The organism is Pseudomonas sp. LTJR-52 (assembly GCF_003691465.1).
Taxonomy (GTDB): Bacteria; Pseudomonadota; Gammaproteobacteria; order Pseudomonadales; family Pseudomonadaceae; genus Chryseomonas; species Chryseomonas luteola.
In genome coordinates this window covers 3,152,216-3,177,069 of the sequence record NZ_CP033105.1, presented here as the reverse complement: position 1 = coordinate 3,177,069, position 24,854 = coordinate 3,152,216, and the positions used below count along the sequence as shown (strand labels likewise).

Sequence of the window (24,854 nt, the reverse complement as noted above, 5' to 3'; positions counted from 1 at the left end):
CCCGACTGGCCGGGCACCTCCTGAGTGCCCGGCCGGTTACCTAGACTAGGCGTTTTCCGGGGCCAAGCGCTCGAAAAGTGCCTCAATGATATTGAAACGCTCTTCAGGACGCTCCATCGGTACCTGGAATTTAAAGATGGTTGCACCCTCAAGGCGATACTTGTTGGGCTGGCTTTGTATCATTTTGACCAGTACCAACGGATCAACCTTCGTATCATGAGTGAACTCGATGCGACCGCCTTGCGGGCCGGCATCAACTTTCACAACACCTAGGGCTTCTGCCTTGATCTTCATAAGTGTCAGGCGGACCAGGTTTTTGACGGCATTGGGCAAAAGACCAAAGCGGTCAATCATCTCGACCTGTAGCTCCTTGAGTGCATCTTCATCGGCTGCAGAGGCAATACGCTTGTACAGAATCAGACGAGTATGGACGTCTGGTAGATAGTCCTCTGGAATGAGCGCAGGTACCCGCAGGTTGATGTCCGGACCACCGCCAAGGGGCTGTTCCAGATTCGGTTGTTCACCTTTGCGAATAGCCTTGACCGCCCGTTCCAGCATTTCCATGTACAGCGTAAAGCCTACAGCCTGGATCTGGCCGCTTTGACCTTCGCCCAGGAGTTCGCCAGCGCCCCGTATTTCAAGGTCATGAGTGGCCAGAATGAAGCCTGCGCCCAAGTCCTGCGCACCAGCAATCGCCTCAAGACGTTTTTCAGCATCAGGCGTCATGCTTTTTCGTGGCGGTGTCAGCAGGTAGGCATACGCCTGGTGGTGACTTCGTCCCACGCGTCCACGCAGCTGATGCAGCTGCGCCAGGCCGAACTTGTCTGCACGCTCGATAATGATGGTATTGGCGCTGGGCACGTCAATACCGGTCTCGATAATAGTTGACGCTACCAGCACGTTGAAGCGCTTGTGGTAGAAGTCGCTCATGACCTGTTCTAGGTCCCGTTCGCGCATCTGTCCGTGACCAATGCCAATACGGGCCTCCGGCACCAGCTCCGCTAGGTCCCGGGCGCACTTTTCAATAGTCTTTACTTCGTTGTGAAGGTAGTAGACCTGTCCGCCGCGTAGCAGCTCGCGAAGAAGGGCTTCCTTGATAACCGCGTTCTGCTGCTCCATGACGAACGTCCGGACCGACAAGCGTCGAGCCGGAGGAGTGGCAATGATGGACAGATCACGCATACCTGCAACAGCCATGTTGAGCGTGCGCGGAATCGGTGTGGCCGTAAGGGTCAGAATATCGACTTCGCTACGTAGCGCTTTGAATTGCTCCTTCTGACGCACGCCAAATCGGTGCTCCTCATCAATGATGACGAGTCCCAGATTCTTGAGCTTCACGTCGTCCTGCAGCAGTTTGTGTGTGCCGATAATAATGTCGATATTACCGTCAGCTAATTCCTGTACGGCCTTTTCAACATCCTTGGCAGACTTGAAGCGAGACATCACCTCGACGCGCACAGGCCAGTCGGCAAAGCGGTCGCGAAAGCTGTTGTAATGCTGCTGCGCCAATAGGGTTGTAGGGACCAGAACGGCCACCTGTTTGCCGCTGTGTACCGCTACAAACGCCGCCCGCATGGCGACTTCGGTCTTGCCAAAGCCTACATCGCCGCAGACCAGGCGATCCATGGGCTTGCCTGACAGCATATCCTTGAGTACAGCATCGATAGTAACTTGCTGGTCAGGTGTTTCTTCAAACGGAAAGCCTGCTGCGAAGGTTTCGTAATCCACCTTGGGATCAGTAAACGCAAATCCTTCCCGAGCGGCTCGACGGGCATATACATCCAGCAGCTCGGCTGCAACATCGCGCACCTGCTCAGCTGCCTTGCGTTTGGCTTTCTGCCAGGTTTCAGAACCTAGTTTGTGCAGTGGAGCAAGCGCGTCGTCAGCGCCTGAATAACGGGCAATCAGGTGCAGGTTGGCAACCGGAACATAGAGCTTCGCTTCGTCTGCATATTCCAATAGTAGAAATTCTTGCGCTTGGCCCTCCAACTCAAGCGTTACCAGACCCATATAACGCCCAACGCCGTGGTCAATATGCACGACCGGCGCGCCCTCGCGTAGCTCGGTCAGGTTCTTGACGACGTTGTCACCATGCTCGTTGCGCTTTTCTCGGCGACGACGCTGCATGATGCGCTGACCAAACAACGGACTTTCGGCAATGAGGGCTACATCGGGTTTTTCGAGTAGCAAGCCTTCGTCGAGCGGCGCGACTGTAATCGACAGGCGCTCGTCAGTTTCCTGAAAATCTTCCCATCCCTCGACCCATGTAGGACGCAGGTTGATACGTGCCAGCAACTCAAGCAGCACCTCCCGACGGCCGGCGGATTCTGCTGTAAACAGGATGCGCCCATCAAACTCAGCCAGGAAATTTTGCAAGGCCGCCAATGGCTGATTAGCCTTGGCCTCAATGGCAAGATTGGGCAGAGGCCGCGCTGAAAAACGCTCACGACCCACACCCGGCTCGATATCATCGCCACTGATAACAATGCGTGGCCATTGCTTGAGACGAGCGAAGCACTCTTCTACCGGGAGGAAAACTTCAGCCGGTGGTAATAGAGGACGCTCCGGGTCAACGCGACGGTCCTCGTAACGGGTCCGTACGTCCGTCCAGAACTGTTCAGATGCCTGCTCGATGCCTGGTAACGAAAAAACCTGTGCGCTCTGAGGCAGGTAGTCAAACAGCGTTGACGTCTCATCAAAGAACAGCGGCAGGTAATACTCGATGCCTGCGGGCGTCAGGCCACTGGCCAGATCCTGATAAAGAGGGCTGCGGCGATAATCCACATCAAAACGCTCTCGAAAGCGCGCCCTGAATCCTGTGACGGCTTCTTTATGCAGCGGAAATTCTCGAGCAGGAAGCAGTCGGATCGAGTCCACCTTGTCGATTGATCGCTGCGTCTCTGGATCGAATGTGCGTAATGTCTCAATTTCGTCATCGAATAAGTCGATTCGGTACGGGAGGCTACTGCCCATCGGGAAGAGATCGATCAGTGCTCCACGGACTGTAAATTCGCCATGCTCGTAAACGGTATCAACATAGCGGTATCCGGCTGCTTCCAGGCGAGCCCGCATACCTTCTACATCCAGACGTTGTCCCACATCCAGCACAAGACTGCTGCCTAACAGGAAGCGTGTAGGTGCCATGCGATGTAGGGCTGTTGCGATAGGCACTACCAAAATGCCGTGATCAAGCTCTGGTAGACGATAGAGCGCCGCTACACGTTGGGAAATAATGTCTTGATGCGGCGAGAAAATATCGTAAGGCAACGTTTCCCAGTCAGGGAAATGCAGTACGGGAAGCCTCGGGGCAAAGAAGCGCAGTTCTTGCTCCAGGCGTTCGGCGCTCTGGCTGTCCGGCGTTAAAAGTAGGGTGAAGCGTTGGCTGGCAGCGCTTGCAGCCTCGGCAATAGCCAGACTTAGCGCGGCTCCGGGGAGATTTCCCCAATGCTGTCGTCCGGCGGTATCAGGAATTGATGGAATACGCAAAACGGGCACGCTGGTTAGGCTCCGTTGAAAAAAAATCTGAGTTGGGATTGTAACGACGGTCTCGTCTCGCTGTCAGTGCATCGACGCGCGAAGATTGCCGGTTCAGGCAGGTGCGGTCATAATGTAGTTCCTTTTGTTAGCCCCTACATATGGAAGGTATCACCGTGAGTCAGAACTCCGACCAGTGTCTTGGTGAATGGATCGATCGTGAGGCGATTGCGGAGGCAATGATTCCGCTGATCGGTCAGCTCTACCGTAATAATAATGTTGTGACCTCTATATATGGGCGTGGTTTGGTTAATCGTTCAGTGATCGCCATTCTCAAGGCGCATCGCTTTGCACGTCAGGTCGATGATGTCGCATTGTCTGTACACGATACCTATCCGCTGCTTAAGGCTATTAGTGAACTTGAGCTAGGTGCCGCTTCCATTGATTTGGCGCGTCTGAGCTTGAAATTCAAGCAGGCGGGGGCAGGGCGTGATCTAAAAGAGTTCCTACGCGAAGAACTGGCTGCCGTTGTAGGTAAGCAGGGCACCGAAAAGCGCCAGGGAACCGATGTGGTTCTGTATGGCTTTGGCCGTATCGGACGTTTGCTTGCACGTATCCTTATCGAGCACTCTGGAAGCGGCGATGGCCTGCGCCTGCGTGCCATTGTGGTACGCAAGGGCGCTGAAAACGATCTGGTCAAGCGTGCCAGCCTGTTGCGTCGCGACTCGGTACATGGTTCCTTCGAAGGCACCATTACTGTCGATGAGACCAACAACACAATTTGTGCAAATGGCACCCTGATTCAGGTGATTTATTCCAACGATCCGACCACGGTCGACTACACCCAGTACGGTATCAATAATGCGATCATTGTTGATAACACCGGTAAATGGCGTGATGCAGAAGGCCTGTCGCAACACCTGAAGTGCCCGGGTGCTGCACGTGTTGTGCTGACGGCGCCTGGCAAGGGGTCGCTCAAGAATATCGTTCACGGTATCAACCACAACACCATCAGCCCGGAAGACACTATTGTTACGGCTGCTTCTTGCACCACCAATGCCATTGTACCGGTGCTGAAGGCTGTCAATGACAAGTACGGCATTATCAACGGTCATGTCGAAACGGTTCACTCTTTTACCAATGACCAGAACCTGATCGATAACTTCCACAAAGGTGATCGTCGCGGTCGTAGCGCGCCGTTGAACATGGTGATTACCGAGACGGGTGCTGCCAAGGCGGTTGCCAAGGCGCTGCCAGAGCTGGCCGGCAAGCTGACAGGTAACGCCATTCGCGTTCCAACGCCCAACGTGTCGATGGCCATCCTGAACCTGAACCTTGAAAAAGGCACCAGCAAGGAAGAGATCAACGATTATCTGCGTTATATGGCGCTGCACTCTGATCTTCACAAGCAGATCGATTTCGTCAACTCGCCTGAAGTGGTATCCAGCGACTTCGTTGGCTCTCGTCATGCTGGCATAGTAGACGCAGGTGCTACCATTTGCAGCGATAACCGTGTCGTTCTCTATGTGTGGTACGACAACGAGTTCGGCTATAGCTGCCAGGTCGTTCGTGTGCTTGAGGAAATGGCTGGTGTAAACCCACCGGCTTATCCAGCGGTTTAAGCATTGTTCATATGAAGACGGGAGCTTAGGCTCCCGTTTTTATTTATCGCTTTAAATTGAAAAGATTTTCTAGTGTGACGAAAGGTCGCAACGAGAGGATAGGTGTAACCTATATAGAGATCATCGCTTAAATCGGGTTGCCGTAGAGCCGGTGATGATGTGCTCGACGCTCATGAGCGATCGGTTCGTTTTTTCGAGGAGTAATCATGGCTGTCTATAACTATGACGTAGTGGTGCTGGGATCGGGCCCGGCAGGCGAGGGGGCTGCAATCAATGCAGCCAAGCACGGACGCAAGGTGGCGGTCGTGGACAGTCGCCAGGTCATCGGTGGAAATTGCATTCACCTTGGCACCATTCCGTCAAAGGCTCTGCGTAACTCAGTCAAGCAGATCATCCATTTCAACAATAATCCGATGTTCCGCACGATTGGCGAGCCTCGCTGGTTTTCCTTTCCTGACGTGCTCAAGAGTGCTGAGCGCGTCATTGGAAAGCAGGTTAATTCACACACATCCTATTTTGCTCGTAACCGGGTCGATGTGTACTTCGGAACCGCAAGCTTTATCGACGAGCACACGATCAACGTCATAAATCCCAATGGCGGTACCGAACAACTGGTTGGCAAGCAGGTGGTTATTGCAACGGGCTCGCGTCCTTATCGCCCGGCTGATGTTGATTTCTCCCACCCGCGAGTCTATGACAGCGATACCATCCTGACCTTGAGCCATACACCACGGCGCCTGATCATTTATGGAGCAGGTGTCATTGGGTGTGAATACGCCTCCATCTTCAGTGGCCTGGGTGTGCTCGTCGATCTGATCGATACGCGCGATCAGCTGCTGAGCTTCTTGGATGATGAAATCTCCGATGCGCTTAGCTACCACCTGCGCACCAATAATGTGCTCATTCGTCACAATGAAGAGTATGAGCGTATTGAAGGCCTGGAGCATGGGGTCGTTCTTCACCTTAAGTCAGGCAAGAAGCTGCGAGCTGACGCGCTTCTGTGGTGTAACGGGCGCACCGGCAATACCGACCAGCTGGCGTTGGAGAATGTTGGTATTGAGGTGAACAGCCGCGGCCAAATTAACGTGGATGAGAATTACCGCACCAGTTGCCCCAATATCCTGGCGGCTGGAGATGTCATTGGTTGGCCTAGCCTCGCCAGTGCAGCGTTTGACCAAGGTCGTTCAGCTGCCGGTAATATTCTGGATGATGATTCAGCGCGCTATGTCGATGATATTCCTACTGGAATTTATACCATTCCCGAAATCAGTTCTTTGGGTAAAAACGAGCGCGATTTGACGCAGGCCAGGGTACCCTATGAAGTTGGCAAAGCCTTCTTCAAAAGCATGGCGCGAGCGCAGATTTCAGGCGAGCCGGTAGGCATGCTCAAAATCCTGTTCCATCGTGAGACTCTGGAAGTCCTTGGTGTTCACTGCTTTGGCGATCAGGCGTCCGAGATTCTTCACATCGGACAAGCCATCATGAACCAGAAAGGTCCTGGCAATAACATCAAGTACTTCATCAATACGACGTTTAATTATCCCACCATGGCTGAGGCGTACCGCGTAGCTGCCTTTGATGGGTTGAACCGGCTTTTCTAAGCCGGCTTAGCCTGTGGTTTGTGATCATCCAGCACGGTTCTAGCCAGTGCTGGATAATCCGTAATTAAACTGTCTGCACCGAAGTCGATTAGGCGTCGCATCAAGGAAGGCTCATTTACCGTCCATACCGATACATGCAGGCCTTGGCGCTGGGCCTTCAAGAGTCGCTCAGGGGTGCACAGCGTCCAATTGAGCGCAAGTAAATGGCAGCCGTAGTTAGCAGCCACTTTCAGCGGATCCAGCCAGGCGTATTCTGCCACTAGCCCACGTTGAAGCCAGGGAGTGTCACGGTTAAGCGCCCTTAATACTTCCCGTGAGCTGGATGTTACCGTAATGTGATCGCTGAGATTGAAGCGTTTCGCTAGCTCATCAATGGCTTTGATGGTGCGTGCAGCCCGGACGCGTGAAGCGCTTTTGACTTCAAGCTGCCAATGCTCGAAATCCACTTGCTCGAAAAGATCCTCAAGGCGTGGAATAGGGCAGGGTCGAGGCCATGAGGGACCTGCCAAGCGTGCGTCATAGGTAACCAGCGTATCGGCAGGCAACTCGGCAACCTTACCTCGACGTCCCGTAGTACGCTTGAGGGTAGGGTCGTGAATGACCATTAATTCTCCATCACTGGACAGGTGGAGGTCCAGCTCGCAGCGGGTTACGCCCACCTGCAGGCACTGCTCAAAACTGGCTAGCGTGTTTTCCGGGGCCTCGCCTTTGGCTCCTCGATGGCCGTAGATGACTGTCATGGCGTTTCCCTGCGATTAAGTGGCTGATGGTCACGAACCGCATCGATGACACGGTCATTCTCAAAATAGACGCTGAAGTCGCGATAGTCCCAGCGAGTAATGGGCGGCTTACCTACGGCTGGATGTTCTTCGTCCGGCAAACCAAAGCGATTCAGCACCTCGGTGCGAAGTTGCCCAGGTTGGGGCAGGGCCGTGTGGGTGTCACCTTGACGACTAATAGGGATCGAGAGCGTATCGGCGAAAACAGCTGTTGGGCCGAGCAACAGTAAAAAACTCAGCCAGTAGTTCACTATTGCTCACCCTTGGGCTGTGCTCTGAGCGTACGGCGCTCATGGGCCTGCTTCTTGAAGATATGCCGAGCAAGCAGCTGGCGTTGTGCATCGCTGATGTCTACGAAGCTGGTGCCTATCTCATAACTGTCTGGCGTAGCCAGCTGGCAGTGAATCACTTCAGCTTTCAATTCCAGGCCTAGTGCTTGAGGCATCAGTATCATGCGCAGGCTTAGCTGGCTACCCAGTGAAAACGCCTCCAAATGCTGAAAGCTGATGCCACCCTCGGACAGTACGACAGGTCTGGGTTCTCCGACTTCATGAATCAAATTCCAGGTCAGTGCCTGACCCAGTAAATCGATTCGCTTGTTGAGCAGCTTTATACAGGCGGCAATTGGGCGGTCGCGCTCATTGACGCTACGCAGAAGGTGCTGTGATTCGAACTCCAGAAGATGCATTTCACTTAACAGATCGAACAAAGGTGACGCATTAGGCGTGGCGGATTGTTCTGTCCCGGCAAGTGGGGTGATTTCCAGTGCGATCGAGTCTGTGATGCGATAGTATTCGCGGCGTTCATCCGCGTCTGGTGCGGTCATGGTAAACCCACGGCGATGATCGAAGCGTTGAGTGTAATGCCTGCTGATGGGGGCTTGCCAGTCTGTAAGCTGGCGCTTCGTCAGGGCTGTGAAGCAACAGGGATTCGCTCCGCCTGAAGTGGCGAACGCTGCATATATGAGTGTAGTCGAGCTTGGGACTATAACGGCCAGTTCTGTATTGTTTGCCGTTTCCCTTGTCCATAAGGACTCGCTTGCGTCCCATTCCTGCTTAAGCCTGGATATGTTTAGACCACTACCTATCTACATCGGCATGCGTTATGTGCGTGCCAAGCGAAGAAATCACTTCGTTTCATTTATTTCCCTGACCTCCATGGTTGGGCTGGCGCTGGGTGTGCTGGTCATGATCGTAGTGCTTTCGGTCATGAATGGATTCGACCGTGAAATGCGCGACCGCGTCCTGGGGATGATTCCCCATGCCACTGTAGAGTCCTACCAGCCGATCAATGATTGGCGGGCTATTGCCGATCAGGCCAGAAAAAATCCTCAAGTGGCCGCGGTTGCGCCGTTTACCCAGCTGCAAGGCATGCTAACCCAGGACAAGGCCGTTCAGACCGTACTTCTCAACGCCATTGATCCGGATGAGGAGCCGAAGGTTTCGATCATCAGTGACTTCATGCGTGAAGGTAAGCTGACGGATCTCAAACCAGGCGGTTTCGGCGTTATTATCGGAACGCTGGCTGCGCAGAAACTGGGCGTTAAAGTGGGCGATAAGGTTACCTATATCGCCCCGGAAGTAGCTGTAACGCCTGCCGGTATGTTTCCCCGGATGAAGCGGCTTACCGTCGTAGGTATTTTTAGTGTCGGGGCCGGGGAGCTGGATGGTTCGGTGGGTCTGATCCATGTTGAAGATGCGGCGCGCCTGCAGCGGTGGCAGCCCAGTCAGGTCCAGGGCATCCGCCTGAAACTGCACGATCTGTTCAAGGCACCCCAGGTCTCATGGGATATTGTCCGGTCGCTGGCAAGTGACAACGAAGACTTCTATGCGCGTGATTGGACTCGCACCCATGGCAACCTGTATCAAGCCATCGGGATGGAGAAGACCATGATTGGCCTTCTCCTTCTTCTGATCGTGGCGGTAGCTGCCTTCAATATCATCTCGACATTGGTCATGGTGGTAACTGACAAGACGTCCGACATTGCCATTTTACGGACGTTGGGTGCCACGCCTCGCCAGATCATGTTTGTTTTCATGGTTCAGGGTACTTTCATCGGCGTAATCGGAACCCTGCTTGGCTGCGCCTTGGGAGTTGTCGCTGCGCTTAATGTCAGCGGCTTCATTGCTTGGCTGGAGCGTACGACAGGACATCAGTTCCTGAACGCTCAGGTGTATTTCATCAATTATCTGCCGTCCCAGTTGCAGCTCAATGATGTCTTGTGGGTGTGTGGTGCCTCGCTGCTGCTGAGTTTCCTTGCCACCCTGTACCCTTCCTGGAGTGCTGCTCGCACCCAGCCTGCCGAGGCGTTGCGTTATGAGTGATAAAGCCGTACTGCGTTGCCAGAACCTGGGCAAGCGCTACGAAGAGGGACCGCAAACGGTCGACGTCCTGACCGGCGTAGAGTTGGAGCTGCTTCCAGGCGAGCGTGTTTCGATCGTAGGCAGTTCCGGTTCAGGAAAAACTACGTTGCTGAACCTGTTGGGCGGACTGGACACCCCAAGTCAGGGCAGTGTGTGGTTGGATGGGGAGGAGCTTTCGGCGCTCAATGAGAAGGCACGCGGTCTGTTGCGTAACCGTGCCATGGGCTTCGTTTATCAATTTCATCACTTGCTCCCTGAGTTCAGCGCACTGGAAAACGTCTGCATGCCATTGCTTATCGGTCGAACGTCGATAGCTGAAGCCCGCAGGAAAGCTTCTGCATTGCTGGAGCGGGTGGGGCTGGGACATCGACTAAGCCATAAGCCGGCTGAGTTATCCGGAGGCGAGCGCCAGCGGGTAGCCATCGCACGTGCATTGGTCAATGAGCCCAAGCTGGTTTTGCTGGATGAGCCTACAGGCAATCTGGATCAGCACACGGCCCATGGAATTCAGCAAATGATGCTTGAGCTTTCAACGTCCTTGCGTACGTCCTTTCTTGTAGTAACCCACGACCAGTCGCTGGCCGCTCAGATGGATCGTACGCTGCGCCTGGAAGATGGCCGCCTGGTTCCGGCCTGACGGCCATTCTTCTCCTGAAACAGTGTAAGGCGAAATGTTCAGACCTTTATCTCTTTTCATTGGATTGCGATATACACGGGCAAAGCGCCGTAAATCGTTTATCTCATTCTTCTCGCTGGTCTCCATGATCGGGCTGACGCTGGGCGTATTGGCCATGATTCTGGTGCTATCAGTCATGAACGGCTTTCAGCGGGAGATGCGTACCCGAATCCTGGGAATGGTGCCTCACGCAACCATTAATGCAGAGCAGCCATTCTCGGACTGGAAAAGCGTAGCGGACAAGGCGGTGCAGCAGCCTCATGTATTGGCTGCGGTTCCCTATACCCAGCTGCAGGGCATGCTATCCCAGCGCGGACGCATGCAGCCGCTGTTGGTGGATGGCGTTGATCCTGAGCTGGAGCCCAAGGTCTCGATCATCGGTGATCGCATGGTTCAAGGGCAGCTGGATAACCTGAGAGCGGGTGAGTTTGGCATCGTTATTGGCGAGATCACGGCTCATCGCTTCCAGCTGGGTATGGGTGACAAGGTCACCGTTATCGTCCCTGAGGTAACCTCTGCGGCAGGCAACATCACGCCACGGATGCGTCGCTTTACTGTGGTAGGTATCTTCAAGGTCGGTGCAGAGCTTGATGGTTCCCTAGGGATTATCAATGTAGCGGACGCCGCTCCATTGAAAGGATGGGAGCCAGGGCTCATTCAGAGCGTTCGTCTGGCATTCGATGATCTGTTCAAGGCGCCACAGTATTCCCGTCAAGTAGCTAATGCCATGGGGCCGGGTTATCAGGCGCAGGACTGGACCAGTACCCAGGGAAGTCTGTTCCAGGCAATGAACATGGAAAAGACCATGATTGGTCTGCTGCTTCTACTGATCGTAGCGGTAGCGGCCTTTAACATCATCGCCACGCTGATCATGGTTGTTGCTGACAAGAAGGCAGATATTGCGATCTTGCGTACATTGGGCGCTACGCCTCGCCAGATCATGTTTGTTTTCATGGTGCAAGGGACCGTGATTGGAGTTATCGGCACGCTTGTCGGTGGTGTTTTGGGTGTTATTGCTGCGCTTAATGTAAGCCAGTGGATTTCAGCCCTTGAACGTATTGTCGGGCATAAGATATTTGGCTCTGACATGTACTTCATCAGTAACCTCCCGTCTGAGCTCCAGCTAGAAGATGTAGCGCTAATCTGTTGCGCCGCGTTGTGCATGAGTTTTTTGGCTACGCTTTACCCTGCCTGGCGTGCGTCGCGCACAGAGCCTGCCGAGGCATTGCGATATGATTAACGAGGCCGTGCTGCGTTGCGTTGATCTGGGCAAACGCTATGTCGAAGGTCCTGAGACCGTCGAGGTTCTTTCAGGGGTCAATCTGGACCTTCAGCCAGGTGAGCGCATTTCCATTGTAGGCAGTTCTGGTTCAGGCAAAACCACATTACTGAACCTATTGGGTGGCCTGGATACACCGTCTCAGGGCGGTGTTTGGTTGGCAGGCGAAGAACTTTCCCGACTGGGTGAGAAAGCGCGCGGTCTATTGCGCAATCGTGCCATGGGCTTCGTCTATCAGTTTCATCACTTGCTCCCGGAATTCAGTGCATTGGAAAACGTCTGCATGCCGCTGCTTATTGGGGCTACGCCGATCTCGGAGGCGCGGGAGCGTGCCGCTCAGCTGCTTAAGCGGGTGGGGCTGGGACATCGATTGAGTCACAAGCCTGCTGAATTATCGGGTGGTGAAAGGCAGCGGGTCGCGATAGCCAGGGCCCTTATCAATCAGCCCAAGGTTGTTTTGCTGGACGAGCCTACAGGCAATCTGGATCAGCATACTGCACACAGTATCCAAGAGTTGATGCTTGAGTTGAGTGACTCGCTGAGCACAGCCTTCCTCATAGTGACGCATGATTTGGCGCTCGCAGCGCAGATGGATCGGTGTTTGAAATTAGCTGACGGACAATTGGCTGACGTATAAGGTTGAACCCGGCAGGATGCCGGGTTGTTGTTCTTGGGCTTCGATGGAGCGGAGTCATGCGCACAGGGATCGTTGCGTTTATTGCAGGCCTATTGGTGCTGCGCTTTCTACCCGAATTGCCTGATCGAGAGGTTCTTGTTGCCTGCTTGATAGTGGCATTCGGTCTGATGTTCCTGCCCCGTGTCTACGTGGCAGGTGCCTTCTTGATAGGCTTTGGCTGGGCCTGCCTGTCGGCTCATTGGGCGCTGGATGAGCGACTGGATGATGGTCTGGACGGACGAATAGTCTGGCTTGAGGGAACAGTTGTAGGGCTTCCTGAGTTGCGCGAAGGTTCGACGCGTTTTCTTTTGGAAAATGCGCAGAGCCGTCGAGGGGCTTTACCAAGCCGTATCCGGGTCTCCTGGTCAAATGCGCCAGCCGTACGATCAGGTGAGCAATGGCGTCTCGCTGTAGAATTGCAAAAGCCGGGCGGGCTCCACAATCTCCGGGGAATGGATGGCGAAGCCTGGATGCTGGCTCATCGAATCGGTGCAAGCGGTGTCGTTAAGGCAGGGCAACGACTTTCCCGTCAGGCCACCTTGGATGCCTGGCGAGACGCATTAAGGCAGCGGTTATTGCATCTTGACGCCTTTCAGCGAAACGGTGGGCTGGCTGCATTGGTTCTGGGCGATGGCTCAGGCGTTTCGACTCAGGATTGGCAGCTTTTACAGGCTACAGGCACTACGCATCTGATGGTTATTTCCGGTCAGCACATTACGCTGCTTTCGGGATTTGTATTTGCGCTGATCGCCGGATTGGCGCGTCTGGGCTACTGGCCTGTCCGGATACCGTGGTTTCCTGTTGCTTGCCTGTCTGCGCTTGTATCGGCGATAGGATACGGATTTCTGGCAGGCTTTGACGTTCCTGTAAGACGAGCCTGCATCATGATCGCGCTGATTACACTATGGCGATTACGGTTTCGTCACCTGGGGGCATGGGTACCGGTAGGTATTGCCTTGGCGGCTGTGCTGGTGGCTGAGCCGCTGGCAAGCCTTACGGCAGGCTTTTGGTTGTCTTTTATCGCTGTAGGTCTCTTGATATGGATCTTTGGCGGCCGTTTGGGTCAATGGAGTCCTTGGCGCAGTTGGGGGCGGGCCCAATGGATGATGGCAGTCGGGCTAGCGCCGGTTTTACTGGCTCTGGATCTGCCTGTCAGTCTGTCGGGGCCGATCGCTAACCTTGTTGCCGTGCCTTGGGTAGACTTTTTAGTGGTGCCAGCCGCCTTGCTGGGTACCGTGTCTCTTCTGATTATTCCTCCCCTAGGCGAGTTGCTACTGTGGTGTTCAGGCGCGACCCTTGATGGTTTATTCGCATTTCTCGGGTACGTGTCGGCACTGGTTCCTGCGTGGCAGGGAGCATGGGTGCCTGCGTGGGCTGTCGCTTTAGGCATGCTGGGTGTGTTGCTATGGCTGGCTCCCGATGGGGTGCCGGTCAGGCCTTTGGCAGTATTTCTGCTGATTCCGTTGTTCTGGCCGCCAGTGACCCGACCAGCGTCAGGACTGGCAAAGGTAACCGTGCTCGACGTCGGACAGGGGTTGTCTGTATTCATACAGACCAAAGGCCACGCCATGCTATACGACGCCGGGCCGCTTAGCGGAAGCTATGATGCTGGCGAAAGGGTGGTAGTCCCCAACCTGAAAGCTACAGGCGTCAGTCATCTAGACATGATGTTGGTCAGTCATGGGGACGCAGATCATGCAGGAGGCGCCGCTGCTGTTTTCAGTGCCTTGAAAGTGGACAAGGTGGTGAGCGGGGAAGTGAAGCGGCTTCCTGCGGGCTTGCATCCGACACCCTGCGAAGATAATCAGCGCTGGGTGTGGGAGGGAGTCTTATTTACTGTCTGGCAGCCTAGCCCCTTGATGAAGGGAAACGCTGCATCGTGCGTGCTGATGGTAGAAGCAGCAGGTGAGCACCTTTTGCTAACCGGTGATATAGACGAAAAGGCCGAGCGTCGCCTCGTTGAATCTGGGCGGGATATACGGGCTCAATGGTTATTGGCACCTCATCATGGCAGCCGAACGGCGTCGAGCGAGCGTTTCGTCAGTCTGGTAAAACCTGAATATGCCTTGATCTCGAGGGGAATTCACAACAACTTTGGCCATCCACATGCACAAGTGATCAGTCGTTATGAACGTCATGGCGTCCGGATTTACGATACAGCCTTGAGCGGTGCAATATCATTTACCCTCGGTAAGCATGATTTGCCGCAAGGCGCTCGTCAGAAGCGTTATTTTTGGCAAGAAAAATAATTGGCGCTTCATGATAGAGTTGCGCACTTTTAAGGAAAGGGTTCAGGGCGTGTTCGAACTGGTCAAAGCAGGCGGCTGGATGATGCTGCCAATTATTCTGAGTTCTATTGTAGGCATGGCTATCGTAGCCGAGCGGTTATGGACACTGCGCCGTGCACGTGTCGTTCCGCCGCAACTGTTGGCTCAGGTATGGAAGTGGCTGCAAGATAATTCGCTCACAAGCGAGAAGCTTAAGGAGTTGCGCGCCAATTCGCCTTTGGGTGAGGTAATGGCTGCAGGGCTTGCCAATTCCCGTCATGGCCGTGAAGTCATGAAAGAGGCCATTGAAGAGGCTGGTAGCCGCATCGTGCATGATCTGGAGCGCTATCTGAATACCCTGGGTACGATTGCTGCCATGGCACCCTTGATGGGACTGCTAGGCACGGTGTTTGGCATGATCGAGATCTTCAGCTCTTTCATGGAAAGCGGTCTGGCCAACGCTCCGGTTCTGGCTGGCGGTATTTCCAAGGCCTTGCTGACCACGGCGGCTGGTCTGATCGTGGCTATTCCTGCCGTATTCTTCCATCGCTTCCTGCTGCGTCGTGTCGATGAACTGATTGTCTCTATGGAACAAGAGTCCATCAAGCTGGTTGAAGTCGTTCAGGGTGATCGTGAAGTAGACTTCGTCACGGAAGGTACCAAAGCGTGAAGTTTCGGCGTAGATCAGGCGGGGCAGCTAGAGACGAGGCCTACGTCAACCTGACATCACTGATTGATGTTGTATTCGTGTTGCTGCTGTTCTTTGTCGTAACTACCACCTTCAACAAGCCGAGCCAGTTGAAACTGGAGCTGCCTGAGGCGCAAAGTGCAGAACCTGCCGAAGCAGCTGCCAAGGACTTGGAAATCAGCATTTCAGCAGACGGCGTCTTTTCACTGAACGATCAAACGTTGGCTAAAGGTGATCTGACTTCGCTCATGACTGCATTGCAGCGTGAGTCGGGTGGGGATAACAGCGTGCCACTGATCATCTCTGCTGATGGCCGCACGCCTCATCAATCAGTGGTGACGGCAATGGATGCCGCTGGAAAGCTGGGCTTTTCACGAATCCGCATCACAACGGTTGAGGCTCAGGCAGACAAACAGTGAGTATTTCCTCACGGCTTCTCAGGGCTTGGTATCGTGGTCATCCGGCCCTGAATGTACTGAAACCCTTAGAGGCCCTGTATTGTCACGTTGCTCGACGAAAGCGTAGGCGCTTTCTGGAGAGCGACAAGGGTGTTTTCGTTTCACCTGTTCCTGTGCTGGTCGTGGGAAACCTCACAATAGGTGGAACGGGCAAAACTCCGATGATCCTTTGGCTCATCGAGCACTGCCGCGGTCGTGGATTGCGAGTCGGTGTGGTAAGCCGGGGCTATGGTGCAAAACCTCCACATTTTCCCTGGCGGGTAATGCCGGACCAGCTGCCTGCGGTAACGGGTGATGAGCCTTTGCTTATTGTTCAACGGACCCGGGTTCCGCTTGTCATCGCTCCGAATCGTCCTGCTGCGGTTCAGGAGTTGCTGCGAACCGAGTCGCTGGATCTCATCCTCAGTGATGACGGTCTACAACACTATGCGCTTGCACGTGACCTTGAGCTTGTCATGGTTGACGCGGCAAGGGGCTTTGGCAACAAGCGCTGTCTTCCGGCGGGGCCACTTAGAGAGCCTATTGAGCGACTGCTAAGCGTTGACGCCATTCTTTATAATGGTGGCACCAGCGATACGGAAGATGGCTACTCGGTTCAATTGAAACCAACGGCCTTGATCAATCTAGTATCAGGTGAGCGCCGGCCTCTCAATTATTTTTCTCCTGGCCAGGAGGTTCACGCACTGGCTGGGATTGGTAATCCTGATCGCTTCTTCAAGACGCTCGAAGCATTGCAGTGGCGACCCATTGCCCACCCATTCGCCGACCATGCAGTTTATACCTCTGAGCGACTACGCTTTCAGCCGGCTTTGCCATTGATAATGACTGAGAAAGATGCCGTCAAATGCAGAGCCTTTGCCGCTCCTGATTGGTGGTATCTTGCGGTTGATGCTCAGCCTTCAGCAGCTTTTGTTTCGTGGCTGGACAGACGGCTAGACCTGTTACAGGCTCAATAACTTATTTACCCAACAAGGATTCCTTATGGATCTCAAGCTTCTCGACATCCTGGCTTGTCCTATTACCAAAGGTCCGCTCAAGCTAAGCGAAGACAAGACTGAGTTGATTAGCAAGGCCGCAGGGCTTGCGTATCCTATCCGGGATGGCATCCCGGTCATGCTGGAAAGCGAAGCCCGTGTCCTCAGCGTTGATGAGCGTCTGGATAAATGACTGTCTCCTATACCGTAGTCATTCCTGCGCGTTTTGCTTCGAGCCGTTTGCCCGGCAAGCCGTTGCAGGATATTGCAGGCAAGCCCATGATTCAGCATGTATGGGAACAGGCGAGTAAGAGCGCAGCCGGTCAGGTGGTTGTGGCTACAGATCATTCCGACATCATGGCAGCCTGCGAGCGTTTCGGTGCACATGCGCTGCTGACGCGTACTGATCACGCTTCAGGCACGGACAGGCTGGCAGAGGTAGCCGAACTTATTGGTCTCCCGGACGATGCCATTATCGTGAATGTTCAAGGGGATGAGCCGCTTGTTCCGCCTGCCATTATCGATCAGGTTGCTCAGAATCTTGCCGCTCATTCCGAGGCGGGCATAGCCACATTGGCTGAGCCCATTCATGATATCGCCGCGTTATTCAACCCGAATGTTGTTAAGGTTGTCAGCGACAAGAATGGTCTGGCCTTGTCATTTAGTCGAGCGCCTATGCCTTGGGCGCGTGATGCGTTTGTCACAAGCCGCGATATCTTGCCCTCAAGCGTGCCGTACCGACGTCATATCGGTATCTATGCCTATCGAGTAGCATTTCTGAAGGACTTTGTGCGCTGGGGTGCATGCTGGCTTGAAAATACTGAAGCCTTGGAGCAGCTACGTGCACTTTGGCATGGCGTGCGTATCCATGTAGCAGATGCCATTGAGTCACCAGAGGCCGGAGTAGATACAGCTGAAGATCTGGAGCGGGTTCGCCGAGTCTTGGGAGGCGAATAATGCGTGTTCTGTTTGTCTGCATGGGCAACATTTGCCGCTCCCCTACGGCCGAGGCCATCTTTCGCGACAAGCTTGTCAAGGCTGGCCTACTTGACCGTATTGTTGTCGACTCGGCGGGAACAGGCGACTGGCATGTCGGTAAAGCCCCCGATCCTCGCTCGATCCAAGAAGGTGCTAAGCGAGGATATGATCTTTCAGGCCTGCGGGCTCGACAGATTACGACTGAAGATTTTCGCTCATTTGACCTTATCTTGACGATGGACCATGAGAACATGGCCTTTTTGTCCAGGCTTCGTCCTTCCAACGCTTCAGCTGAAGTAGATCTTTTGCTTCGCCGTTATGGTCTTGAGCAGGATGAAGTGCCGGATCCCTATTTTGGCGGAGTTGCTGGCTTCAAGCATGTTATTGACTTGCTTGAAAAGGCATGTGAAGCGCTTGTGCATGAGGTAAGGGGGCCACTTGAGCCTTACTGTACGTGAGTGGGTTTGTCTTAAACCTTTTAATACATTTGGTTTCGATGTGCGGGCACGCTTTTATGCAGAGGCTTACACGGATAATGATGTTCGTGAGGCTATGGCGTTTGCCGACAAGCAGGATGTGCCGCTCTATATCTTGGGCGGAGGCAGCAATCTGGTGCTTACGGAAGATGTTCAGGCTCTGGTGCTGCACATGCGTAGTCAGGGGATCCGACTTCTTGAGGAGGGCTCCTCAGGCCGTGTGATCGTTGAAGCTGAGGCAGGTGAGTCATGGCATGGGCTGGTCGAGGCCTCATTAAGTATGGGGCTGAGCGGGCTGGAGAACCTGAGTCTCATACCGGGTACTGTGGGCGCCTCTCCCATGCAGAATATCGGTGCCTATGGTGTTGAGCTAAAGGATGTGTTTCATGGCTTAACGGCATTGGATCGCAAAACTGGCCAGACTTGCGAGTTTACCCTTGAAGAGTGCTGTTTTGGGTATCGAGAAAGCCGATTCAAGCAGGAGCCTGGCCGTTGGGTCATATTGCGGGTTCGTTTCAATCTAAATCGACACGGTACTTTGCGCCTGGATTACGGTCCTGTTCGCCAGCGCTTGGTAGAACAGGGCGTTGATGAACCGTCTCCCCAGGCAGTAAGCAAGGCCATTATTAGTATTCGACGGGAAAAACTGCCTGACCCTGCCATGTTGGGCAATGCGGGCAGTTTCTTCAAAAATCCTGTGGTTTCAAATCAATTGGCTACAAGACTTAAGGAGCGCTATAGCGATCTGGTCGTTTACCCTGTCACGGATGACCAGGTAAAGCTTGCAGCGGGTTGGTTAATTGATAAGGCTGGCTGGAAGGGCTTTCGGGAAGGGGACGCAGGCGTTCATGCGCAGCAGGCGCTTGTACTGGTTAATTACGGTGCAGCGTCGGGTAAGGATATTCTTGATCTTGCTCAGCAAATTCGCACTGATATCGAGAGTCGGTTTTCTGTCCTGTTGGAGATGGAGCCCGGAGCGCTGAATTAGCGGTAACGGCATAATAAAAAGGGATGCATATGCATCCCTTTTTATTTGTTGAGGTATCAGGGCTGCGGTTTAGGCGCCTGCTTTTCCTCTTCGCTTTCAGATGGCTTTTGCTCTTCCACAGCATCCTGCTGAGGTTGTTGCTGCTCTACTGTTGGCTTTGGCAGGGCAAGCTCTGCAGGAATTTCGGCAGACTCAACCCTTTGTGCTGGTAGTTGATTCAAGCTTTCCGGGCTTGGCATAACAATCTCGGCCGTCATGGCAGGCTGGCTTTCTTTCGAGGGCTCATCCAGTGGTTTTTCCACATGTACATTCTCCAGGCGTTCTTGTGCCTGAGTAATGCCAGAGGTGGGAGCGACTTCAACAACAGGTTCTGAATCGGCCGCCAGGACTGGGGAAGCATGTTCTTCGATCGCTGGAGTTTCAGCAGGCGAGGAGGTAGCCGGAGCCGCCGGGCTGACAGATGTTGCAGCCTGTGCCACTGCAGCTTCCTCCTGCTCGCGCGCCAAGCGCTCGGCCTCACGCTGACGACGGCGACGCTCACGAGGATCGTTAGGCGCACGACCAACGGCCGGTGGCGTTAATTTAGGCTGCGCCTCAGTATCAGGTGTGCTTTCGCTTGCCTGAGCGAGTGGCTGAGCCTCGGAAGAAGCTTCCACCGGTGATACGGCTTTTTCTTTCTGCACGGGTGCCGTTTCAATAGCTGCCTGGGTAGGCTCCTCGGCTTGAGGAGCTTCAACCTCTACTACCGCTACCGTCTGACGAGTTTCCACAGTGGTTTCGTGTGAGACAACTTCAACAATAGGCTGCTCTTCAGTGCGGCTAGGCGCAGGGGCGTGCTGGGCGACTGCTTCTGCTTTCGCTTCGGTCTGGCTTGCCTGCTTGGGCTCGTTTCTTTCCGTTACGGTTGTAACTTCAGCTGCCTGGGCATTGACCACTTCGGCAACCACAGCGGCATTGGCAAGAGAGTCAGTGTTTGACTCTTCCGTCAAGGCAACTGATTCGTTGTCGTTTGACTCGCCATGAGTATCGCGCTGACGTTCGCGGCGATTGCTGCGGCGACGCTGACCGCGAGAGCGGCGACGTGGGCGCTCATCGCTGTCTTGATCGTCAGTCTGATCATTCAGCTCTTCATCGTTCAGTTGCTCGGCGTCAACTGTCGCATCCTGGCGTGTTTCGGCCTCTTCTCTGGCCTGACGTCGTTCGGCACGGGAAGGGCGTTCGCTGCGGTTGGGCTGTTCCTCACGGGCAGGACGCTCGTCCTTGTTTGCGCGCTCTTCATGGACAAGGCGCTCTTCACGTGCCGGGCGTTCTTCGCGGATGGGACGCTCTTCGCGTGGCTGACGTTCCTCACGTGCAGGACGTTCTTCACGGCTCTGGCGCTCCGCTCGCGGCTGACGCTCTTCACGTGGTTGGCGTTCTTCGCGGGCAGGACGCTCTTCTCGAGCGGCTTGGCGCTCTTCGCGTGCAGGGCGTTCGGTACGAGGTTGGCGTTCTTCGCGAGTCGGACGTTCTTCGCGATTGTCACGGGCCTGCGACTGACGTTCTTCGCGAGGCTTGCGCTCTTCATCGCGACGGTTGTCACGGCGACGATTCTGCTGACGACCATTGCGGCGCTCATCAGTACGACGTGCTTCGCCATTGGGCTGGGTAGTTTCGGCTACAGCAGCAGGCTCTTCCGTCTTGCCGGCAAACAGACTAACCAGGGAACGCACCAAGCCCTTAAAGAGGCTTGGCTCGGGCTGATGAGCAGGTTTGCTAGGTGCTTCGACCTGCGGTGCCGGAGTGCGCTCGGGTGCGACCTTGACTGCAGCTTCTTGGCGAACAAGGGTTCGTGTAGCGCTTGCGGGCTGGATCTCTTCAGCCTCGCTGTGCGTCATTTCATAGCTGGACTGGCCGTTCAAAAGATCCGGGTTGTCATCACGCAGGCGTATTACTTCAAAATGCGGGGTTTCGATGTGATCATCCGGCAGAATGATGATGCGAACCCGTGTGCGTAGTTCAATCTTGGTGATGCTGTTGCGCTTTTCATTCAATAGGAACGAGGCGACCTGTAAGGGTACGCGTGCTCGAACCTCTGCTGTCCGATCCTTGAGTGCTTCCTCTTCAATCAGACGCAGAATGGCAAGCGACAAGGACTCGACGTCTCGGATAATGCCCTGACCGTTACAACGTGGGCAGACGATGCCGCTCGTCTCGCGTAAAGAGGGGCGTAGCCGCTGGCGGGACATTTCCAGAAGGCCAAATCGAGAAATGCGACCAATCTGTACTCGAGCGCGATCAGCCTCAAGTGCCTCCCGCATGCGATCTTCAACAGCGCGCTGGTTTTTCACCGGTGTCATGTCGATGAAATCAATAACGATCAAGCCGCCGATATCCCGTAAACGCAACTGGCGAGCGATTTCCTCGGCCGCTTCCAGGTTCGTTTGCAGGGCTGTCTCTTCAATATCGCCACCTTTGGTAGCGCGTGCAGAGTTGATATCGATCGAAACAAGCGCTTCAGTAGGGTCGATAACAATCGAGCCGCCAGAAGGCAGCTTTACTTCACGTTGAAAGGCAGTTTCGATCTGACTTTCGATCTGGAATCGATTGAACAGCGGTACGCTGTCCTGATAGAGCTTGATCTTGCTCTGGTACTGAGGCATGACCTGACGAATGAAGCTTAGTGCTTCTTCCTGAGCCTCTACGCTATCAATAAGCACTTCGCCGATATCCTGGCGAAGATAATCACGAATGGCTCGAATGATGACGTTGCTTTCCTGATAGATCAGGAAAGGCGCACTACGCTCGACAGAGGCTTCCTTGATAGCGGACCAGAGCTGCAGTAGGTAGTCCAGATCCCACTGCAGCTCTTCGGTGCTGCGGCCAAGGCCCGCTGTGCGGACAATCAGCCCCATGTCGGCTGGGGCATCCAGTCCATTCAGGGCTTCGCGCAGCTCGTTGCGCTCTTCACCCTCGATGCGGCGGGAAATGCCACCTGCACGTGGGTTGTTCGGCATCAGAACCAGATAGCGACCAGCCAGGCTGATAAAGGTAGTTAACGCAGCGCCCTTGTTGCCACGCTCTTCCTTTTCAACCTGAACAATGACTTCCTGCCCTTCGGACAGAACTTCCTTGATGTTGATGCGACCTTCTGGCGCTTTCTTGAAGTATTCGCGAGAGATTTCTTTGAGAGGGAGAAAGCCGTGACGCTCTGAACCGAAGTCGACAAATGCGGCCTCGAGGCTGGGCTCGATACGAGTGATGCGGCCTTTATAGATATTGGCCTTTTTCTGTTCACGAGCCCCTGACTCGATATCCAGATCAAATAGTTTTTGGCCATCTACTAACGCAACACGTAGCTCTTCAGGCTGCGTGGCATTGATGAGCATTCTTTTCATGTAATACCGTCGGTTTCCGGGCTACCGGAAACGGCGTTCGGCACACACGACTCGCCGAGGGTCGGTGCTTGGGGTCGTATCAAAGGCGGAGCCATCCGCCTTCGTGTCCAGCAGTACTCGGTTGTATGCCGAGCCGCGACTACGTCTCCTGCTTGCTGTCGTAACAGCAGCAACGTCAAACAGTCAGGAGGAGGAATAAGCTGTCAAAAGCGGACGAATAAGCGTCTAAGCCAGGCATTACCGGCTACACAGTTCAACAGCGGTACATCTCCACCCTTCACGTATCCTTCAGGAATCCTGGTGCCGCTCGCAGAATCCGGAGCGGTTGTTTTTTGTACTCACCTTCAACAGTGGGCACGGTGTTTTTATAAGGCTTTTGTTTTAAGTGGCACGTGTACTGCTTATAGCCATACGAACCACTCGAAGGACGGCCTGACGTCCACTGAACATGTTTATGACAGGGAGCTTATTTACAAGCGCTGTGTCATGCCAGGGTTATTGGCTTCCGGGACTATAACAGCAACCATTAAGTGCTTCAATTAAGTGGAAATTGCTATTATGTAGCAATGACTAATCCTACTTCTTCCAACAATGGTGTACAGCTCTTCGAAGTTTCTTCAGAGCTGGCTGGCCAGCGTATCGATAACTATCTGCGTACTTTGCTCAAAGGTGCGCCGAAAACCTTCATTTATAGAATACTTCGCAAAGGTGAAGTACGTGTTAATAAGGGGCGTATAAAGCCGGATTATCGGCTGCAAGCCGGCGATATCATTCGTGTCCCTCCTATGCGTTTGCCTGAAAAAGATGAACCTGCACCTGTCTCCCAGGCGCTTGCCGAGTTGATGGAGGCTGCGATTGTCTATGAAGACAAGACACTGATCGTTATCAATAAGCCTGCAGGTATTGCCGTTCACGGAGGGAGTGGCGTCAGCCTAGGCGTTATAGAAGTCTTTCGTCAGATTCGTCCAGATGCCAAAGACCTTGAGCTGGTTCATCGCCTGGATCGGGATACCTCGGGTCTGCTCATGATTGCCAAGAGGCGCAGCATGCTGCGTCATTTGCATGAGGCCTTGCGTGGAGATGGAGTCGACAAACGCTACCATGCGCTGGTTCGTGGTCACTGGCCTGCAGCAAAAAAACAGATTCGAGCGCCTTTGATGAAAAACAACTTGCGTTCCGGTGAGCGGATGGTTGAAGTCAATGTAGAGGGTAAGGACGCTCTCACGGAATTTCGGGTGCTCAGACGCTACGGTGATTTCGCTACTTTAGTAGAGGCAAAGCCGGTCACAGGACGTACTCACCAGATTCGTGTTCATGCCAAGCACGCAGGTCATTCCATTGCAGGGGATCCTAAGTACGGTGATGAGGCGTTTTCCAGGGAGATTCGGGATTTGGGCGGTAAACGGCTGTTTCTTCATGCTGCCAGTCTTAATGTACCGCTCCCCAATGGGGAAACATTGCAACTGACTGCTCCTGTTGATGAGACCTGGGCGGCTACATTGAGTCGATTGGATGCCTAATTACGACTTGCTGGTATTTGACTGGGACGGGACGCTCTCTGACTCCGTTGGTCGTATCGTGGAAGTTATGCAGGCGGCTGCCGCCGACCTTCGGCTCCCTGTTCGAAGCGATCGATCGATTAAGTCCATTATCGGGCTGGGCTTGCCAGAGGCCATCCAGACGCTTTATCCAGAGATGTCACCAGAATCTGTAGAGCGTTTTCGTCAATGCTATAGCGATCATTTTGTCATGCTTGAGCGAGAGCCTTCTCCGTTTTTCGAGGGTGTGGCTGAAGGCTTGGCAGCGTTTCGGCGCAAAGGCTATCGTTTGGCTGTTGCTACCGGTAAAAGCCGAAGAGGGCTGGATAGGGTGCTTGCAGCCAAGGGGCTGGCTGACTTCTTTGACGTAACGCGTTGCGCTGATGAAACGGCCAGTAAGCCGGATCCGTTAATGCTTAACGAGATCTTGGCGCATTGTCAGGTGCATCCGTCAAAGGCACTGATGATCGGGGATGCACCATTTGACCTTGAAATGGCTCGCAGAGCGCAAATGGCCTCGGTTGCAGTCAGTTACGGTGCTCAGCCAGTTGAGGTGCTGCGTAATTACGAGCCAACGCTTGTGGTTGATCGTTTTGAGGAGTTGCGTGTCTGGTTGGATGCGTAACGATTAATTGAACCA

General features: G+C 54.1%; 21 protein-coding genes. 16 read left to right on the top strand and 5 right to left on the bottom strand.

All coding sequences use genetic code 11. The features are described 5' to 3' along the window. Positions 1–45: 45 nt before the first annotated feature. Entirely contained in the window at positions 46–3,495 is a 3,450-nt protein-coding gene (gene mfd, locus EAW52_RS14870) for a transcription-repair coupling factor (protein ID WP_122043070.1), read from the bottom strand. Between the two features lie 155 nt (positions 3,496–3,650). Here mfd and EAW52_RS14865 point away from each other — a divergent pair, with 155 nt between their 5' ends. Both EAW52_RS14865 and sthA read left to right on the top strand, forming a co-directional pair. After that, positions 3,651–5,096: a glyceraldehyde-3-phosphate dehydrogenase gene (locus tag EAW52_RS14865; protein ID WP_026003962.1), complete on the top strand. Its 1,446-nt coding sequence runs from the start codon at positions 3,651–3,653 to the stop codon at positions 5,094–5,096. Between the two features lie 206 nt (positions 5,097–5,302). After that, positions 5,303–6,697 carry a Si-specific NAD(P)(+) transhydrogenase gene (gene sthA, locus EAW52_RS14860; protein WP_010797707.1) on the top strand — a complete coding sequence of 465 codons (1,395 nt, stop codon included), beginning with the start codon at positions 5,303–5,305 and terminating at the stop codon, positions 6,695–6,697. Here the strand turns inward: sthA and EAW52_RS14855 are convergent. The 3 genes from EAW52_RS14855 to EAW52_RS14845 are packed head-to-tail and all read right to left on the bottom strand — an operon-like array spanning position 6,694 to position 8,302. Continuing rightward, positions 6,694–7,437 carry a glycerophosphodiester phosphodiesterase gene (locus EAW52_RS14855; protein ID WP_122043069.1) on the bottom strand — a complete coding sequence of 248 codons (744 nt, stop codon included), beginning with the start codon at positions 7,435–7,437 and terminating at the stop codon, positions 6,694–6,696. The genes sthA and EAW52_RS14855 overlap by 4 nt on opposite strands. Further along, a complete protein-coding gene (locus EAW52_RS14850) occupies positions 7,434–7,727 on the bottom strand; it encodes a phosphodiesterase (protein ID WP_122043068.1) in 294 nt (97 codons plus the stop codon). Before EAW52_RS14850 ends, EAW52_RS14855 begins: the two co-directional genes overlap by 4 nt. After that, positions 7,727–8,302 (bottom strand): PilZ domain-containing protein, encoded by a 576-nt coding sequence (locus tag EAW52_RS14845; RefSeq protein WP_122043067.1) that lies wholly within the window; start codon positions 8,300–8,302, stop codon positions 7,727–7,729. The genes EAW52_RS14850 and EAW52_RS14845 overlap by 1 nt, the downstream gene beginning before the upstream one ends. Positions 8,303–8,543: 241 nt before the next feature. Between EAW52_RS14845 and EAW52_RS14840 the strand changes: the two genes are divergently transcribed. The 12 genes from EAW52_RS14840 to murB are packed head-to-tail and all read left to right on the top strand — an operon-like array spanning position 8,544 to position 19,299. Beyond that, positions 8,544–9,800 carry a lipoprotein-releasing ABC transporter permease subunit gene (locus EAW52_RS14840; RefSeq protein WP_122043066.1) on the top strand — a complete coding sequence of 419 codons (1,257 nt, stop codon included), beginning with the start codon at positions 8,544–8,546 and terminating at the stop codon, positions 9,798–9,800. After that, the gene (gene lolD / locus EAW52_RS14835; RefSeq protein WP_019365915.1) at positions 9,793–10,476 is read left to right on the top strand and encodes a lipoprotein-releasing ABC transporter ATP-binding protein LolD; all 684 of its coding nucleotides are present in this window, start codon (positions 9,793–9,795) and stop codon (positions 10,474–10,476) included. Before EAW52_RS14840 ends, lolD (EAW52_RS14835) begins: the two co-directional genes overlap by 8 nt. 34 nt (positions 10,477–10,510) lie before the next feature. Continuing rightward, entirely contained in the window at positions 10,511–11,755 is a 1,245-nt protein-coding gene (locus tag EAW52_RS14830; RefSeq protein WP_122043065.1) for a lipoprotein-releasing ABC transporter permease subunit, read from the top strand. Beyond that, positions 11,748–12,431, top strand: a complete 684-nt coding sequence (gene lolD / locus EAW52_RS14825) for a lipoprotein-releasing ABC transporter ATP-binding protein LolD (RefSeq protein WP_010797714.1) — start codon at positions 11,748–11,750, stop codon at positions 12,429–12,431. The genes EAW52_RS14830 and lolD (EAW52_RS14825) overlap by 8 nt, the downstream gene beginning before the upstream one ends. 56 nt (positions 12,432–12,487) lie before the next feature. Further along, positions 12,488–14,719 carry a DNA internalization-related competence protein ComEC/Rec2 gene (locus EAW52_RS14820; protein WP_122043064.1) on the top strand — a complete coding sequence of 744 codons (2,232 nt, stop codon included), beginning with the start codon at positions 12,488–12,490 and terminating at the stop codon, positions 14,717–14,719. A 49-nt stretch (positions 14,720–14,768) separates the two neighbouring features. Then, a complete protein-coding gene (locus EAW52_RS14815) occupies positions 14,769–15,407 on the top strand; it encodes a MotA/TolQ/ExbB proton channel family protein (RefSeq protein ID WP_019365918.1) in 639 nt (212 codons plus the stop codon). Continuing rightward, positions 15,404–15,844, top strand: a complete 441-nt coding sequence (locus EAW52_RS14810) for a biopolymer transporter ExbD (RefSeq protein WP_010797717.1) — start codon at positions 15,404–15,406, stop codon at positions 15,842–15,844. The genes EAW52_RS14815 and EAW52_RS14810 overlap by 4 nt, the downstream gene beginning before the upstream one ends. Further along, positions 15,841–16,839: a tetraacyldisaccharide 4'-kinase gene (gene lpxK / locus EAW52_RS14805; RefSeq protein ID WP_122043063.1), complete on the top strand. Its 999-nt coding sequence runs from the start codon at positions 15,841–15,843 to the stop codon at positions 16,837–16,839. The genes EAW52_RS14810 and lpxK overlap by 4 nt, the downstream gene beginning before the upstream one ends. 25 nt (positions 16,840–16,864) lie before the next feature. Further along, positions 16,865–17,050: a Trm112 family protein gene (locus tag EAW52_RS14800; RefSeq protein ID WP_122043062.1), complete on the top strand. Its 186-nt coding sequence runs from the start codon at positions 16,865–16,867 to the stop codon at positions 17,048–17,050. Further along, positions 17,047–17,814, top strand: coding sequence for a 3-deoxy-manno-octulosonate cytidylyltransferase (gene kdsB / locus EAW52_RS14795; protein ID WP_122043061.1), 768 nt, complete (start codon positions 17,047–17,049; stop codon positions 17,812–17,814). The genes EAW52_RS14800 and kdsB overlap by 4 nt, the downstream gene beginning before the upstream one ends. Beyond that, a complete protein-coding gene (locus EAW52_RS14790; RefSeq protein WP_122043060.1) occupies positions 17,814–18,293 on the top strand; it encodes a low molecular weight protein-tyrosine-phosphatase in 480 nt (159 codons plus the stop codon). Before kdsB ends, EAW52_RS14790 begins: the two co-directional genes overlap by 1 nt. After that, positions 18,274–19,299, top strand: a complete 1,026-nt coding sequence (murB, locus tag EAW52_RS14785; protein WP_122043059.1) for a UDP-N-acetylmuramate dehydrogenase — start codon at positions 18,274–18,276, stop codon at positions 19,297–19,299. The genes EAW52_RS14790 and murB overlap by 20 nt, the downstream gene beginning before the upstream one ends. A 56-nt stretch (positions 19,300–19,355) precedes the next feature. On the opposite strand, the gene rne is transcribed toward murB, so the two are convergent. Next, positions 19,356–22,676, bottom strand: coding sequence for a ribonuclease E (rne, locus tag EAW52_RS14780; RefSeq protein ID WP_122043058.1), 3,321 nt, complete (start codon positions 22,674–22,676; stop codon positions 19,356–19,358). 566 nt (positions 22,677–23,242) lie between these two features. Between rne and rluC the strand changes: the two genes are divergently transcribed. Next, positions 23,243–24,196 (top strand): 23S rRNA pseudouridine(955/2504/2580) synthase RluC, encoded by a 954-nt coding sequence (rluC, locus tag EAW52_RS14775; RefSeq protein ID WP_122043057.1) that lies wholly within the window; start codon positions 23,243–23,245, stop codon positions 24,194–24,196. Then, positions 24,189–24,839 carry an HAD-IA family hydrolase gene (locus EAW52_RS14770; protein WP_122043056.1) on the top strand — a complete coding sequence of 217 codons (651 nt, stop codon included), beginning with the start codon at positions 24,189–24,191 and terminating at the stop codon, positions 24,837–24,839. Before rluC ends, EAW52_RS14770 begins: the two co-directional genes overlap by 8 nt. Positions 24,840–24,854 lie beyond the last annotated feature (15 nt).